A 14,508-nucleotide genomic window follows, 5' to 3' on the forward strand; every position below is an offset into this window, starting at 1 on the left:
TGGGTGGTGGTTTGCCTCTAAAACACGCTATCCATAATTCGTGGTGATTTTTGCGGCTTCCCGTGCGTTTTTCCGGCTGCGCCCGGCTCGTGCTTCACGCCGGGCGCGGCGCGCTTACTTCAGGGTGTCCTTCGTCACCAGAACGACCGGCGTTTCGACGACGCCCGACAGCTGCGACTGCTTCTTGTTTTCGCTCAATGCCTTCAACGCGGTATCGATGCCGAACACGGCCTGCTTCGCCGCGAACTGGTCGGCGGTGGCGAGCACGCGGCCGTCCTTCAGCATCGGATGGATCGCGTTGATGTTGTCGTAGCCGACCACCAGCACCTTGCCCTGCTTGCCGGCCGCGCGCACGGCCGACACCGCGCCGATCGCCATGTTGTCGTTGCCGGCGAGCAGCGCCTTCAGGTTCGGATACTCGTTGAGCATGGCCGATGCGACCGCGTTGCCCTTGTCGATTTCCCACTCGCCCGACTGCACCGACACGACTTTCGCGCCGACTGCCTGCATCGCGTCCTTGAAGCCCGCGGTACGCTGCTGCGCGTTGGTGGTGGTCGACACGCCTTCGAGGATGCCGACCTCGTCGCCGGCCTTCAGGCGCTTCGCGAGGTAGTCACCGACGAGCCGCGCACCCTTGCGATTGTCGGGGCCGACGAACGGCACGTTCAGGTCTTTCGACTTCAGCACGTCCGGATCGAGCCGGTTGTCGATGTTGACGACGATGATGCCCGCGTCGACCGCCTTCTTGACGACCGGCACCAGCGCCTTCGAATCGGCCGGCGCGAGCACGATCGCGTCGACCTTCGACACGATCATCTGCTCGACGATGCGGATCTGGTTGGCGGTGTCGGTTTCGTCCTTGATGCCGTTGGTGATCAGGTCGAACTTGCCGGGGTTCTGCTTCTGATAGTCTTTCGCCCCGGTCTCCATGGTCAGGAAGAACTCGTTGGCGAGCGACTTCATCACGAGCGCGACCTTCGGCTTATGAGCCGGGGCGTTCTGCGCGTGGGCGGCGGAAAAAGGCAGGACGGCGGAGGCGGCGGCGAGAACTGCGGCGGCAAGAATGCGACGACGGGTTCGATGGCTCATGCGTATCTCCAAGGTTGTCAGGCTCGCGGGCGAGCCGTATTTTTTGTGATGCGCAACCGTTTGCGAGGCCCATTCTCAGCGCAAGCTCTTCGGAATGTCAACGATTCGCGCTGTTGCAACGCACCGGCGCGCAACATCTGCGGCGCCGCAATGCGCTCGATCGATCCGGGCAGCGTGTGGCAAGGTTCCCTCGCTCAGTTCGTGCAGTCGATGACGCCTGTGCGTTACGTGCGGCGCGACCCACAGGCCGCTTATGCTGGCCTGGTATTGCGCGCGCCGCAAGTGAAACCCCGAGGAAATTGAAAGGTGCGCCGGCTACAGCCAGCCGGCCTTGCGAAAACGCCGGTACAGCACGCAGTCGATCGCCAGCATCACCGCCAGCACGACCGGATAGCCGAACTTGAAATGCAGCTCGGGAATGCGCTCGAAGTTCATCCCGTAGATGCCGGCGATCATGGTCGGCACCGCGAACAGCGCCGCGAACGAGCCGAGCCGCTTGGTGATTTCGCTCTCGGCGAGCGAGATCATGCCGAGGTTCACCTGCACCGCCGTGACGACGATTTCGCGGCGCCCCTCGATGGTTCTGACGATCCGGTCGAGGTGATCGTAGACGTCGCGGAAGTACGCCTGCATGCCTGCGCAGACACTCGGAATGCGGCCGCCCGTCAGTTTGCCGACCGCTTCCTGCAGCGGCACGATATGGTGCTGGAGGATCACGAGCCGGCGCTTCATCGTGTACAGGTCCTGCACGATCGCGCGCGAGGCGGCCGAATCGTTCTTCTCGAAGATGCGGTCCTCGAGCGTTTCGAGCTCGGTGCTGATCGCCTCCACGACCGGGAAATAACGGTCGACCACATCGTCGATCAGCGCGTACAGCACGAACGCCGAGCCCTCCTTCAACAGATGCGGCTCGTGCTCGCAGCGCGCGCGCACGCTCTTGAAGCCGGTGCGCGTGCCGCGGCGCACCGACAGCACATAGTTGCTGCCGACGAACACGTCGACTTCGCCGATCACGAATTCGCCCTGCTCGTCCATCTCGACCGTGTGCATCACGGTGAACAGCGAATCGCCGTACTCCTCGATCTTCGGCCGTTGATGGCCGTTTTGCGCATCTTCGATCGCGAGCTCGTGCAGATTGAACTCGTCTTTCATGGCCGCGAGTTCCTCGGGCTCTGGGTCTTTCAGTGCGACCCAGACGAAGCACTCGGGCCGCGCGACGTAGTCGCTGATGCTGTCGATATCGATGTCGGCGAGTTTCCGGCCGTCCTGATAGGCGGCGCAATTGATCAGCATGTTCGGATTACCTTGCATACAAAAGCAGACCTCGCCACCCTCTCACGTAAGCATTGCGTAAGACGGTCGGCGGGTCTGCATGAACGGACAAGCACGCTTTCAGCCGGCTTGAATCAGCCGCCATGTTAAGGCGCGATACCTAAGCCGCGCGTTTCCAATTGTTAATGCTCGACCGCACGCTACTGCGCGACCCGCTGCAGGCCGATGCGGTGATCGTCGTTGAACGTGACCGAGGCGCGGTTCGTGTAGTGCGGGTCGGCCGTCACGACGAAGTTCAGCTCGATGACCGGATCGAACTGCGTCGATACGCCGATCCGATGCGCGCCGGGCCGCAGATAGAACACCACGTGCTCGCCGTTCATCAGGTCGGTCACGCGCTCGCCGTCGATATAGACGAGCGCATTGCGGAACCGCACGATCACGTCGCGCGAACGCTCGCGCCGCACGTCCACCGCGACGAGGCCGGGGCCCGGCGCCGTATAGCCCTGTCTGACGATGCGCTCGGCAGGCACCGGTTTGAACGGTACCGGCTCGGCCGGCGTCGACGCGCAGCCGGCCAGCGTGAGCACGCTGAGCGCGACGCATGCGGCCAACGCGGCGCAGCGTGCGGACCCGGCCATCCGTGCGGCCCGGCAGCGGCAAGACTGGCGCATCGGCATGCTGGTTCTCCCCTGTGCTCTCGATTGTGGCCCGAGTTTCCGACTACGCGGTGTGGGTCGTCGCTCCGCGTCCGCCGGTTCGGCGGACACGGTACGCTCGTACGCATCACCGTTGCGCATCATAGCAACGCGCGGACATACCGCCAGCCACGGTGCACGGAGCTCGGGCGCCGCGCCTCTTGCAAGGCGCGGCATTCTTCTTCATGATCGGTGCAGGCGGCCGCGCTCGCGGCTGGCCATCGTCGGTTGCCGGCATGCCTGTCGATCCGCGTCGCCGGACGCACGATCAAGGAGACTGCGATGTGGTATTTCACCTGGATTCTCGGCGTGGGTGTGGCGCTCGGCTTCGGCATCATCAACGTGATGTGGCTCGAGGCCAACGGCACGTTCGCGCGCGACCCGCGCCCCGATGACGCCGCCGCGCCGCGTGAGGACAAGCCTGCGTGACTTCTCTGGTTTTCTTTTGCGGTCATGCGGGCACGGGCAAGACGACGCTGGCGAAAAAACTGCTCGGCCCGCTGATGAAAGTGAGCGGCACCCCCTTCTGCCTGCTCGACAAGGACACGCTGTACGGCGGCTATAGCGCGGCCGCGATGGCGATGCTGACCGGCGATCCGAACGATCGCGACAGCCCTCTTTTCCTGCAGCATCTGCGCGACCCCGAGTATCGCGGCCTCATCGATACGGCGCGCGACAATCTCGAACTCGGCATCAGCGCGTTGGTCGTCGGCCCGCTGTCTCGCGAGGTGCGCGAGCGGCGGCTGTTCGATCATGCGTGGCTCGGCGTCGCGCCGGACGTGAGGTTGCGTGTCGTGTGGGTGCGGACCTCGGAGGACGTGGCGCGGCAGCGGATCGTCGCGCGCGCGAATCCCAACGATGCGTACAAGCTCACGCACTGGGACGACTACCGGCGGCGGCGCTTCGAGCCGAGCGGCGCGAGCCGCGAGGGTCTGCTGATGTTCGACAATACCGCGCCCAGTTCGGCGGACCATGAAGCGCTCGTCGCGCAAATCGTCGCTGGATGACGGCCCTCCCTTCTGTCTGGCGAGTGCCGCGCTGGTCCGATGATGGCTGAAAAACGGAAAATCCCCGTACCTCGGCGACGTACGGGGATTTTCATTTGACGCGAGCCATGCCGGCCTCAAACCGTCGCCATTGCCTCCAGCGACTGCCCTTCGTACAACTTGCCGAAGCGGTTCGCCAGAAAATCGCCGAGCGACACCTGCTCCTGGCGCACGAAGCCCTTTTGCGGCAGCTTGCGCTCGCGGAACAGATCGAGCACCGCGCACATCGCGCCGGCGGTCGTGATCTGAATCGCGCTCATCGGCACCCCGCAGACGGTCTTCGCGAAGATCTTGCGCGTGAACACCTCCTGCACCAGCTGACCGTCGCGCATGCCGCTCACGGTGATGAACACCAGCACGACATCTTGCGCGGTCGACGGCACCGAGCGGCGCATGATGGTCTTCAGCGTATCGCGGTCGCTCGACAAACGCAGGTCTTCGAGCAGGAACTGCATCAGGTTGCGATGACCCGGATAGCGCACCGACTTGTAGTCGAGCGATTCGACGCGGCCCGCCAGCGTTTCGCACAGCGTGCCCAGCCCGCCCGACGTGTTGAACGCTTCGTACTCGGTGCCGTCGAGCAAGAAGTGCTCGAGGCCTTCGAGCGGCTGCACCCATTGCGTGCGGCCATCGCGGATGGCCTCGCACGGCTGGCAGTACTCGTTGATCAGGCCGTCGACGCTCCACGTCAGGTTGTACTTCAGCGCATTGGTCGGAAACTCGGGCAGCGCGCCGACGCGCATCTTCACGTCGCGGATTTCCGTGAAGCGATTCGCGAGCTCGTGCGCGGCAATGCCGATGAAACCCGGCGCGAGACCGCACTGCGGCATGAATGCGTGATCGGCATCTGCGGCGATCGCGCGGATCGCGTGCGTCGCGCGTACGTCCTCGGTCAGGTCGAAATAATGGACATCCGCGCCCTTCGCGGCCGATGCGACGTTGACCGCGAGGTAGTACGGCAGCGCGTTGATCAGCACATCGAAGCCCTGGATCGCGGCGCGCAGCACGGCGGCGTCGGCGGAATCGATGCGGCGGGTAGGAATGCCCTGGGCGGCGAGCTTGTCGAGCGCGTGCTGATCGCGGTCGAACGCGACGACTTCGTAGTCGCCCGTCTCGCGCAGCATATGGGCAATGGTGTGACCGATCAGACCTGCGCCGACGATAGCTACTTTCATCTGCTTCTCCTTGTTATCCATGTGCTGTCTCTGAGCTTGGGAAGTGCGCCGCGTGTTGCGCGCGGCGCCTGCGGGCCGAACCCTTGAATGACAGTGTAGGAAGAAGCAAAAACAGTTCATACGCGCAAAATGCTGCGGTATGACCATCCGGTTCGACGTTCTGACGAACCGCTCAAACGATTTGTCGAAACAGCGTAAAAAAGGCGTCAACGATGGACTCTCGCAGCACTCGCGAAGAGGTTACGCCGCGCGCCGACTCACACCGTGCCGCGGTCGATCTTGCGCGCGAGAATGATCGACGTCGTGGTCCGCTCGACGCCCTCTAGCCCGCCGATCTGATCGAGCAGATCGTTGAGCCGCTCGGGCGAATCGGCGCGCAGCCATGCCACGTAGTCGAACTCGCCGCTGACCGCGCACAGCATCTGCACTTCGGGCATTTTGCCGAGGCGTTTCTGCACGGCCGGTCCGTGCTTCGGCGCGATGATGATGCCGACATACGCGACGATGCTCGAATCGAGCACATCCTGGCCAAGCCTCACGCTGTAGCCGGCGATCACGTTGCTGCGCTCGAGCCGCGCAATGCGCGCGATCACGGTCGTGCGCGCGACGCCGAGCTGCCGCGCAAGATTCGCGACGCTCTCGCGCGCGTTGGCTTGCAGCAGTGCAACGAGGTTGCGGTCGAGGTCGTCGAGCTGGTCGAGGCGCGGAGGTCTCATCGAAGGGGAAGGAAGTTGGTGTGGAATGTCGCGGATTATCGCGCGTCTGCACGCAGCGGCGCCATGTCACGCGGTACGGTCACAGATGCACGGCACACTGTGGGGCGGCCTCGGCGCAGTATGTCGGCGCGATTGCCGATCAGGCGCGAGCCGTTTCGCGTTCGTTTCGGTTGTAAGCGTTTGTCGCACACGCACCGTATTGTAGGGTTAACGTGTTACTAATAGCGGCGCCGGGCGAATGCGGCAGCCGCTTGCGGTGCGGCGCCATTCGCCGCTGGCGCGAGGCAAGACGCTCGCCGCGCGCCGTGTCTCAATAACGAACAGACATCAGGAGTTTCGATGAAAAAAGCACTGGTTATGCTGGCTACGGCCGTTTCGATGGGCGGCGCGTTCGCCCAAACCGCCGCGCCGGCCGCAGCGCCGGACACCACGGCCTCGGCCTCCGCGGCCAAGGCCGGCCACGAACGCAACGTCGAAGACCGCATCGCTTATCTGCACTCGCAACTGAAGATCACGCCCGCGCAGGAAACGCAATGGAAGGCGTTCGCCGACGTCATGCGCAGCAACGGCGAAACGATGGGCCGGCTGTTCGAGCAGCGCAAGGCGGCCACCAACGTGAGCGCGCTCGACGACATGAAACAGTACGCAACGATCGCGCAGGCGCATGCGGACGGCATGAAGAAGCTGGTCGATGCGTTCGAACCGCTGTATAGCAGCCTGTCGCCGGAGCAGAAGAAGCTCGCCGACGCGACGTTCCACCAGGGCGGCCCCGAGGGTCATCATCGCGGCCACCATGGCAAGGGCAAGGGCGGCAAGCCCGCGGCAGCCGCGAGCGACGCGACTGTCAAGCCGTAATGAAAGAGCGTCCGCGGCGGGGGATTGCCCCGTTGCGGGCGCGGGTCCGTTCGGACGCGGTTGATTTCGGCAATTCCGATGGCGCCCGAACAGCGGCTTTCTCACCACGTCTCAGCCTTTCGCCTTCCCCCGCCCGGCTCATGCATCTGGCATTATTCGGGGCGCGCTGTCTGGGCCGGCTACCCGTCCTAGCGACTCGACGCACGATCGCCGCAAAGCGGCAAGTCTCGCCGCAACGCTCCCCCCTAATCTTCCGCCCGCTTCATGACCGAACTCAGGAATCTCGATTTGCGTGACGATCCGCACGCCCAACGCGTCGTCAAGGACGAAACGGTAAGCGTCGAATTCGCCCCCGCCGAAGGCCAGTTGATGAGCCTCGAAGGCCCGAACCGCTATGTGCGCGGCGATGCGCTGATCACCGGCTCGACCGGCGAGCGCTGGGTCGTGTCGCGCGAGCGCTTCGATGCGAAGTACCTGCCCGCCGATGCCGCGCTCGCGCACGGCGAAGCCGGCGCCTACCGCAATCGCCCGGCGGTCGTACTCGCCCGCCGGATGGACGAGTCCTTCTCGCTCGCGCGCTGCGCGAGCGGCGGCGACGTGCTGCACGGCGCGGCCGGCGACTGGGTCATGCAGTACGCGCCCGGCGACTATGGCGTCGTGCAGGCCGCGCGTTTCGCGAAGGTCTATCGGCTCGCGGATTGAATCCGCTTCACCCGCGCTTCATTCGCGCTTCACGCGAACTCTTCGCCGAGATCGACCGTGACTTCGCGCGGGACCGCCTGGCCGTTCGCGTACATTTCTTCGAGCGAGCCCAGGCTCGCTTCGACGTACGCGCGCAATACCGCAAAGCTGCGGCCACGCAACCGCGCCGGCATCGCGCGATAACGCGCGAGCGCCGCCGGCGCGATCGCGACCGTCATCGCGATACGGCGCGCGGTCGAGCCGAAGCGCATTGCTACCCAGTGAACCGTCAGTGTGGGCGTGCCATCGTCGGCGGCACGCTCGATGAACTGCGTCTGCTCGGGAAACAGATCGCTGATGACGCGCGCGAGCTCGTCGAACTCCGGATGCGCGCAGTCGTATTGGTAAGCTTCCATGAAGGCTGCCGGGAAAAGAAGGTCCTGAAACGTAGGCGCATTTTAGAGAAACGCTGAAGGGATAGCGAGGCGCCTGCTGTCCAGCGGCTCATCCGCTCACGCCGCCGCCGGCCGCCGGTAAATCCGTATCAGCAGTCCCGCGACGAACACCGCCGCCACCCCATAGATCGTATCGGCCGCCGCGAGCGGCAGCAGCCGCGCCTGCGTCATTGCCGCAGGCACGTCGATCAGCGCGTGCACCCCGATCGCGAGCGGCAGGATGCCGCGCGAGCCGGCCCGCACGCCGCGCCACATCAGCACCGACAAGCCGATCTGGAACACCAGCGCCGCGACGCGTTCGAGCGCGAAAATGCCGGCCAGTTGCGGCGTCAGGCTCGCGAGAATCAGATGCACGCGCATCACCGCTTCGGCCGGCAGATTGCCGAGGTAATCGCCGAGCCGGCCACGGTTTTCGAGGACCGCGAACACGAGCCACTGGCACTGCACGAACACGCCGACCATCCACGCTTGCGCGCCACCGTGGCCGAGGCCGTAGCTGAGCGCGGCGCCATCGTCGGCGCGCAATGCGGCGGTGCGCGTGTCGGCGGTCGTGCTGGCGGCGGGGCTCGCGCCCGCGCTTGCATCGACGCCGGCGGGCGCGTCGACGTTCGCCTTCTTGCGCACCGCCGGCCGCGCCGCCGCGCGCTTCATGAGCAGCCGCACGCCGAAGAACCGCCCCACTTCCTCGCAAACGCCCGCGGCCAGCGCACCATAGACGACGAACGCGAGCGGCTGCGAAAGGAACGCCGCGGTCGTCTCGTTGCCGCGCAACAGATAGTCGTGCAGCGCACGCTCGATGACCATCGCGAACAGCGCGAACACCGCGACGCCGGCGATCGCGTCGCGTGGCCGAAGCGCGAGCGGACGGCGCAATTGTCGGTAAATCAGAAACGGTAAAGCGGCGATGACGAGCGTGGCGAGCGCGAGGCTCGCGAGGGTAAGCGGTGGCACGACCATGAGTATCCTTGCGGGGTTCCTTGCAATCCCCGGCGCGCAACCGCTGCGCGCCGCAGCCCGCATCATCGCAGATTGGCCGGAAATCAGCGTGCGGTCGACGCACGCACGATCAGCTCGCCGGGCAGCAGGCAGTCGCGCGCGCCCGTCTGCGCGCCTTCGATGCGCTCGTGCAGGAATTCGACCGCGCGATAACCGATGTCGTAGGTCGGCTGGCGGATCGTCGTGATGCCGGCGAGCTCGGCCCAATCCGGATCGTCGATGGAAAGCAGCGCGACGCGGCTCTGCCAGTGCGCGCCGTAACGCGCGTTCAGATGCAGCGCGAGACGCAACGCGACCGGTGCGTTGGCCGCGAACAGCGCGACGCGTGGGGAGGCGCCGGCGGGCTCGGCACCGGCCCCGCCTGGCGAGTCGATCGCACGATCCAGCTCCGCGAGACCGCGCTCGAGCGCAGTTGCATCGGCGAGATCGAGCACCAGCGTACGACCGCGCGCGCGGCCATCGTCGCGCATCGCCCGGTCGAATGCTTCGACGCGCAACTGCCGCGAGCTGACCTGCTCGAACGGCTGCACGACGAACCAGATGTGCTCGAAGCCCCGTTCGAGCAGATGCCGCGTACCGAGCGCGGCGGCCGCGCCATTGTCGAGACCGACCATGTCGGCGACCAGCCCCTCCACGCGCCGATCGACCAGCACCGCCGGAATCCCGCCGTCGCCGACCGGCCGCAACGTCTCCTCGCGCACGCCTAGCGCGTTGACGATCACACCTTCCACGCGGTACGTGGTCAGCAGTTGCAGATAACGCCGCTCCATCTCGACTTCGTTCGCCGCGTGGCAAATCAGCGGCATCAAGCCGAGCGCGTGGCACGCGGCCTCGACGCCTTGCAGCACTTCGACGGAGTACGGATTGGTCAGGTCGGCGACCAGCATGCCGATCAGCCGGTTGCGGCCGCGCTTCAGGCCGCGCGCCATCTGGTTCGGCTGATAGTCGAGCCGCGCGATCGCGGCTTCGATGCGCGCGCGCAGCTCGGGCGACAGCGCGCTGAACTCGCCGTTCAGATAGCGCGAGATGCTGGTCTTGCCGGTGCCGGCTTCACGCGCGACATCGGTGATCGTCGCGCGGCGCGGCGGCGCGCTCGGGGGACCAGGCGGCATGCTGGCCGGGGGCGGGGTCGGGCTCATTCGCTCATCGCTCGTGCCGGTCCGAGGTCGGGAGCTTGCGCGCCGCCCTGCGATTCACTTCGCCAGGACGTCACGGTTGACGATGTTGGTCGTCAATGTGCCGTCGAGCGCGGCGACCAGGTTCTCCGCCGCGTTGAGCGCCATCGCATGACGGGTCTCGTGCGTCGCCGAGCCGATATGCGGCAGTGCGACCACGTTCGGCATGGCGAGCAACGGCGAGTCGGCAGGCAACGGTTCGGTGTCGAACACGTCGAGGCCCGCGCCGTGAATCGTGCCGTTGCGCAGCGCCTCGATCAGCGCCGGTTCGTCGACGGTCGCGCCGCGTGAAGCGTTGATCAGGATCGCGCTCTTCTTCATCGCGCGCAGTTCGGCGGCGCCGATCAGATGCCGCGTCTCTCGCGTGAGCGGCACCTGCAGACAGACGAAATCGGACTGCGCGAGCAATTCAGCCAGCTCGACGCGCCGCGCGCCATACGCCTGCTCCGCTTGGTGGTTCGCGCTGCGGTTCGTATACAGCACCTTCATGTTGAAGCCATGCGCCGCGCGTCGCGCGACCGCGCCGCCGATCCGCCCCAAGCCGACGATGCCGATCGTCTTGCCCTGCACGTCGAGCCCGAACTGCGCGGGCCCGATGCTCGTGCGCCACTGCCCCGCCTTGACCCAGTCGGCCAGCTCGACGACGCGCCGCGCGGACGCGAGGATCAGCGAGAACACGGTATCGGCGGTCGATTCGGTCAGCACGTCCGGCGTGTGCGCGAGCACGATGCCGCGGCGCGTGAGGTCGGCGACGTCGAACTGGTCGTAGCCGACCGAGATCGTCGACAGCGCCTTCAGCCGGCTCGCGCCTTCGAGCATCGCCGGCGTGATCTGCACGCTCGCGCCGATGCCGCCGTCGGCATCGCGCAGCGCGGCGACGAGCGCATCATGCTGTGACGGATCGACCTGCACGACCTGCGCATGCTGTTGCAGATAGGCGAGCACATCCTCGGGCAGCGACTTCCAGGCGACGATCTTGTTCATCAGCTAATTTTCCTTGCGACGGTGGGACGAGCGGGGCCACGTTGTTCGGCCGCGGCCGGCTTGACGGCGAGCGTCAGGATCACCGCGGCGACGAGCGCCACGCTCATGAATGCATACGATGCCGCGGGCGAACCGGTCGCGCCGTTCAGATAACCGACCACGTACGAGCCGACGAACGAACCGAGCGCGCCCATGCTGTTGATCAGCGCCATCGCGCCGCCCGCGACGTTCTTCGGCAGCAGCTCCGGTACGATCGCGAAGAACGGTCCATACGGCGCGTACATCGCGGCGCCCGCGATCACGAGCAGCGCATACGAGACCCAGAAATGCGCGGAGCCGAGCCCGTACGACGCCGCGAACGCAATCGCACCGATCAGCAGGAACGGCCACACGAACACCTTGCGGCGGTTGAGTTTATCCGATGCCCACGAAGCTGCAAGCATCGCGATCGTCGCGGCCAGATACGGCAGCGCCGACAGCCAGCCGGTTTCCACCATGCCGAACGACGAGCCGTTCTTCAGGATCGACGGCAGCCACAGCACGAAGCCGTACACGCCGATGCTCCAGCAGAAATACTGCGCGCACAGCTTGATGACCGCGGGCGTGCGAAACGCCTCGCTGTAGTTGCGCACCGGCTTGATCGCGGCCTGCTCGGCGCGCAGCGTCTGCGCGAGCGCGTCTTTTTCCTCTTGCGTGAGCCACGACACCTGCTCGGGCTTGTCCTTGACGAGGAACCACCAGCAGATCGCCCAGATGATCGCGGGCGCGCCCTCGGCGATGAACATGTGCCGCCAGCCGAACGAATGCACGAGATAGCCCGACACGACCGACATCCACAGCACCGTGACCGGATTGCCGAGGATCAGGAACGTGTTCGCGCGCGAGCGCTCGCTCTTCGTGAACCAGTTGCTGATGAAGATCAGCATCGCCGGCATTACCGCGGCTTCGACGACGCCGAGCAGGAAGCGGATCGCCATCAGCGACGGAATGTTGCTGACCATGCCGGTCAACGCCGCGCAGCCGCCCCACAGAACGAGGCTCCAGAACACCAGTTTCTTCACGCTGCGGCGCTCCGCATAGATCGCACCCGGAATCTGGAAGAAGAAATAGCCGAGGAAGAACAGCGCGCCGATCAGCGACGCGAGCCCCTTGCTGATGCCGAGATCCTGATTGATGCCGGCCGCTGACGCGAAGCCGAAATTCGCGCGATCCAGATACGCGAGGCTGTAGGTGATGAACACGATCGGCATGATCGTCCACCAACGGCGAATCGCAAGCGATGAGGTCATGGAAGTCTCCTTGGACGGCGTCGTCCCGAATCAATGATGAAAAAATCTGGGCGCGCTGTGGGCGCTCTTGTTGTCGTCGATGCTGGTTGTGGATGCAGCGCTATCGATGCGGTCCGATCCGCGTCAGGCCGCGCTTGCGATGTCCGGTACCTCGGCCAGCTCCAGCGCGTCGAGTTCGGCGCGGCTCGGCAAACCTTCCGAATCGCCGATCACCTGGATCGCGAGCGCGCCGATCCGGTTGCCACGCGCGACCGCCTGCGCGAGCGTGCGGCCTTCGAGCAGCGCGCTGATCACGCCGACCGCGAAACCATCGCCCGCGCCGACCGTATCGACGACGTTCGCGACCGGCCGGCCGGCGATCGTCGCGGCATCGGTCGCGGTGCGGTAATACGCGCCCTGCGCGCCGAGCTTGACGATCACGCCGCGCGCGCCGCGCTCGAGATAGAACTTCGCGATGTCCTCCGGCTGCGTGTGGCCGGTCAGAATCTCACCCTCGCCGATGCCGGGCAGCACCCAGTCGGCGAGCGCGGCGAGCGCGTTCAAGCCTTCGACCATCGCCGCGCGCGAGGGCCACAGCGTCGGACGCAGGTTCGGGTCGAACGAGATCGTCCTGCCCGCAGCGCGCATTTCGCGGGCCAGGTGGAATGCGAGTTCGCGCGAGCTTGCCGAGATCGCCGGGGCGACGCCGGTCAGATGCAAATGACGCGCGGGCAGCACGTAATCGGCGAGGTAGTCGTCGAGCGACAGATGGCTCGCCGCCGAGCCCTTACGGAAGTATTCGACCGCCGGGTCGCTGCCGTCGTCGCTCTTCGACTTCAGCTGGAAGCCGGTCGGATGGCGCGCGTCGGTGCTCACGCATTGCTGGTCGATGCCCTCTTTCGTCAGCGTGTCGCGCACGTACCGGCCGAACGAATCGTCGCCGACGCGGCTCATCCAGCCCACCCTGAAGCCAAGTCGGGACAAGCCGATCGCGACGTTCAGATCCGCGCCGGCGATGCGCTTCGTGAAGTGCCCGACGCCCGCGAGCGGGCCGGCTTCGGCGGCGACGAACATCGCCATCGCTTCGCCGTAGGTGATCACGTCGAGCGCGGGGTAAGGGTGCGTCATGCTGGGCTCCTGGTGGTGCTGCTGATGCGGTGATTCGTGTTGCGTGGAATGCGTTCTTTGCTGCCTGGGTTGCCGCCTCGTCTGCTATACGGCTTCGACCGAGGCGCTTCGTGATGCCGCGTCGCGCGTCTACACGCGCGCAAGCCAGCTCACATAACGCGCGGCATCGGCGTCGATCCGGCTCGGATCGAACGGAAACTCGATGCCGCGCGGCACATCGCGCGGCAGCCGGTCGAGGAGCGTGCGCAATGGCGCGTCATCCTCGGCCGGCGCGCTCGCAAAGCGCCGCGCGCCCTCGCCCGTGGTGGTCTTGCAATGGATGTACTCGACGTACGGCGCGAGCTGCGGCGCGAGGGGTAGCGGCGCGACGTCGAGCCACGCCCAGTTGCCGGTATCGAAGGTCATGCCGAGCACGCCCGCGTGGCCTTCACGCGCGAGCGCATCGAACAGCCCGACGAACTGCGCGGGCGAGCCGCCCTGCGCCAGTTGCCCGTTTTCGACGACGAGCCGTGGCTGCGCACCGCCCGTGGTGCCCGAGCCGCTCGCGACGTGCGCGACGATGGCCGCGCCGTGAGCCTCGCCCGCGAAGCCGCCGAGTTGCAGCTTGACGAAGCGCGCGCCGAGCGCGGCCGCCTGATCGAGCGCGACACGCAGTGCGTCGGTATCGAGCTGGCCGTCGGCGGCGTACAACGATGCCGGCGTCGAGAACACCGACCACAGCCCGAGATCGGCCAACGCCGCGCCGAGCGCGCGCAGCCGTTGCGGGTCCGCGTCCGCGTCGCTCGCGAACAGCTCCCGACGCACTTCGAAACCCGCCGCGCCGGCGCGCTTTGCCGCCTGCGCCCATTTCAGATGGCCGTCGGCGCGCACGGCGTTCACACCGAACGCGCTGGCGACGACCACGATCTCCACTGCATCAGCCATATCCAACTCACGCAATCCTGAAGCGAAACCGCTTTTGGAACCGGTT

Annotated in this window: 16 protein-coding genes; 4 read left to right on the forward strand and 12 right to left on the reverse strand. The window is 66.1% G+C overall.

The genetic code is table 11. The features are described 5' to 3' along the window. Positions 1-114: 114 nt before the first annotated feature. From OKW27_RS20665 to OKW27_RS20675, 3 genes are all read right to left on the reverse strand, one after another. Entirely contained in the window at positions 115-1,089 is a 975-nt protein-coding gene (locus tag OKW27_RS20665; protein WP_090805823.1) for a sugar ABC transporter substrate-binding protein, read from the reverse strand. A gap of 315 nt (positions 1,090-1,404) precedes the next feature. Continuing rightward, positions 1,405-2,382, reverse strand: coding sequence for a magnesium/cobalt transporter CorA (gene corA, locus OKW27_RS20670; protein WP_090805825.1), 978 nt, complete (start codon positions 2,380-2,382; stop codon positions 1,405-1,407). A gap of 179 nt (positions 2,383-2,561) precedes the next feature. Beyond that, positions 2,562-3,002 (reverse strand): hypothetical protein, encoded by a 441-nt coding sequence (locus OKW27_RS20675; RefSeq protein ID WP_429334719.1) that lies wholly within the window; start codon positions 3,000-3,002, stop codon positions 2,562-2,564. 339 nt (positions 3,003-3,341) lie between these two features. On the opposite strand from OKW27_RS20675, the gene cydX reads away from it, so the two are divergent. Together cydX and OKW27_RS20685 are read left to right on the forward strand one after the other, a co-directional pair. After that, complete coding sequence (cydX, locus tag OKW27_RS20680) at positions 3,342-3,488, forward strand: cytochrome bd-I oxidase subunit CydX (RefSeq protein WP_184056699.1); 147 nt, start codon at positions 3,342-3,344, stop codon at positions 3,486-3,488. Continuing rightward, positions 3,485-4,066 carry an AAA family ATPase gene (locus tag OKW27_RS20685; RefSeq protein WP_429334720.1) on the forward strand — a complete coding sequence of 194 codons (582 nt, stop codon included), beginning with the start codon at positions 3,485-3,487 and terminating at the stop codon, positions 4,064-4,066. The genes cydX and OKW27_RS20685 overlap by 4 nt, the downstream gene beginning before the upstream one ends. Positions 4,067-4,182: 116 nt before the next feature. On the opposite strand, the gene OKW27_RS20690 is transcribed toward OKW27_RS20685, so the two are convergent. Together OKW27_RS20690 and OKW27_RS20695 are read right to left on the reverse strand one after the other, a co-directional pair. Continuing rightward, complete coding sequence (locus OKW27_RS20690; protein WP_429334721.1) at positions 4,183-5,280, reverse strand: saccharopine dehydrogenase C-terminal domain-containing protein; 1,098 nt, start codon at positions 5,278-5,280, stop codon at positions 4,183-4,185. 257 nt (positions 5,281-5,537) lie between these two features. Then, on the reverse strand, positions 5,538-5,996 hold the full coding sequence (locus OKW27_RS20695) for an Lrp/AsnC family transcriptional regulator (RefSeq protein WP_090805298.1): 459 nt from the start codon (positions 5,994-5,996) through the stop codon (positions 5,538-5,540). Positions 5,997-6,335: 339 nt separating this feature from the next. Here OKW27_RS20695 and OKW27_RS20700 point away from each other — a divergent pair, with 339 nt between their 5' ends. After that, entirely contained in the window at positions 6,336-6,851 is a 516-nt protein-coding gene (locus OKW27_RS20700; RefSeq protein ID WP_429334722.1) for a Spy/CpxP family protein refolding chaperone, read from the forward strand. A gap of 264 nt (positions 6,852-7,115) precedes the next feature. Next, positions 7,116-7,553: a PGDYG domain-containing protein gene (locus OKW27_RS20705; RefSeq protein WP_429334723.1), complete on the forward strand. Its 438-nt coding sequence runs from the start codon at positions 7,116-7,118 to the stop codon at positions 7,551-7,553. 29 nt (positions 7,554-7,582) lie between these two features. On the opposite strand, the gene OKW27_RS20710 is transcribed toward OKW27_RS20705, so the two are convergent. The 7 genes from OKW27_RS20710 to OKW27_RS20740 form a co-directional block, all read right to left on the reverse strand. Then, positions 7,583-7,948, reverse strand: coding sequence for a DUF3022 domain-containing protein (locus OKW27_RS20710; RefSeq protein WP_018417736.1), 366 nt, complete (start codon positions 7,946-7,948; stop codon positions 7,583-7,585). Positions 7,949-8,044: 96 nt separating this feature from the next. Continuing rightward, positions 8,045-8,944 (reverse strand): YhfC family intramembrane metalloprotease, encoded by a 900-nt coding sequence (locus OKW27_RS20715; RefSeq protein WP_429334724.1) that lies wholly within the window; start codon positions 8,942-8,944, stop codon positions 8,045-8,047. An 83-nt stretch (positions 8,945-9,027) separates the two neighbouring features. Continuing rightward, a complete protein-coding gene (locus OKW27_RS20720) occupies positions 9,028-10,122 on the reverse strand; it encodes a LacI family DNA-binding transcriptional regulator (RefSeq protein ID WP_429334725.1) in 1,095 nt (364 codons plus the stop codon). 54 nt (positions 10,123-10,176) lie between these two features. Continuing rightward, positions 10,177-11,142 carry a 2-hydroxyacid dehydrogenase gene (locus OKW27_RS20725; RefSeq protein WP_090805308.1) on the reverse strand — a complete coding sequence of 322 codons (966 nt, stop codon included), beginning with the start codon at positions 11,140-11,142 and terminating at the stop codon, positions 10,177-10,179. Further along, on the reverse strand, positions 11,142-12,431 hold the full coding sequence (locus tag OKW27_RS20730; RefSeq protein ID WP_090805310.1) for an MFS transporter: 1,290 nt from the start codon (positions 12,429-12,431) through the stop codon (positions 11,142-11,144). Before OKW27_RS20730 ends, OKW27_RS20725 begins: the two co-directional genes overlap by 1 nt. Positions 12,432-12,554: 123 nt before the next feature. Further along, positions 12,555-13,538, reverse strand: a complete 984-nt coding sequence (locus OKW27_RS20735) for a sugar kinase (protein WP_260334880.1) — start codon at positions 13,536-13,538, stop codon at positions 12,555-12,557. A 129-nt stretch (positions 13,539-13,667) separates the two neighbouring features. After that, positions 13,668-14,462 (reverse strand): sugar phosphate isomerase/epimerase family protein, encoded by a 795-nt coding sequence (locus OKW27_RS20740; protein ID WP_429334726.1) that lies wholly within the window; start codon positions 14,460-14,462, stop codon positions 13,668-13,670. Positions 14,463-14,508 lie beyond the last annotated feature (46 nt).

The organism is Paraburkholderia sp. 35.1, assembly GCF_050436525.1.
Classification (GTDB): domain Bacteria; phylum Pseudomonadota; class Gammaproteobacteria; order Burkholderiales; family Burkholderiaceae; genus Paraburkholderia; species Paraburkholderia tuberum.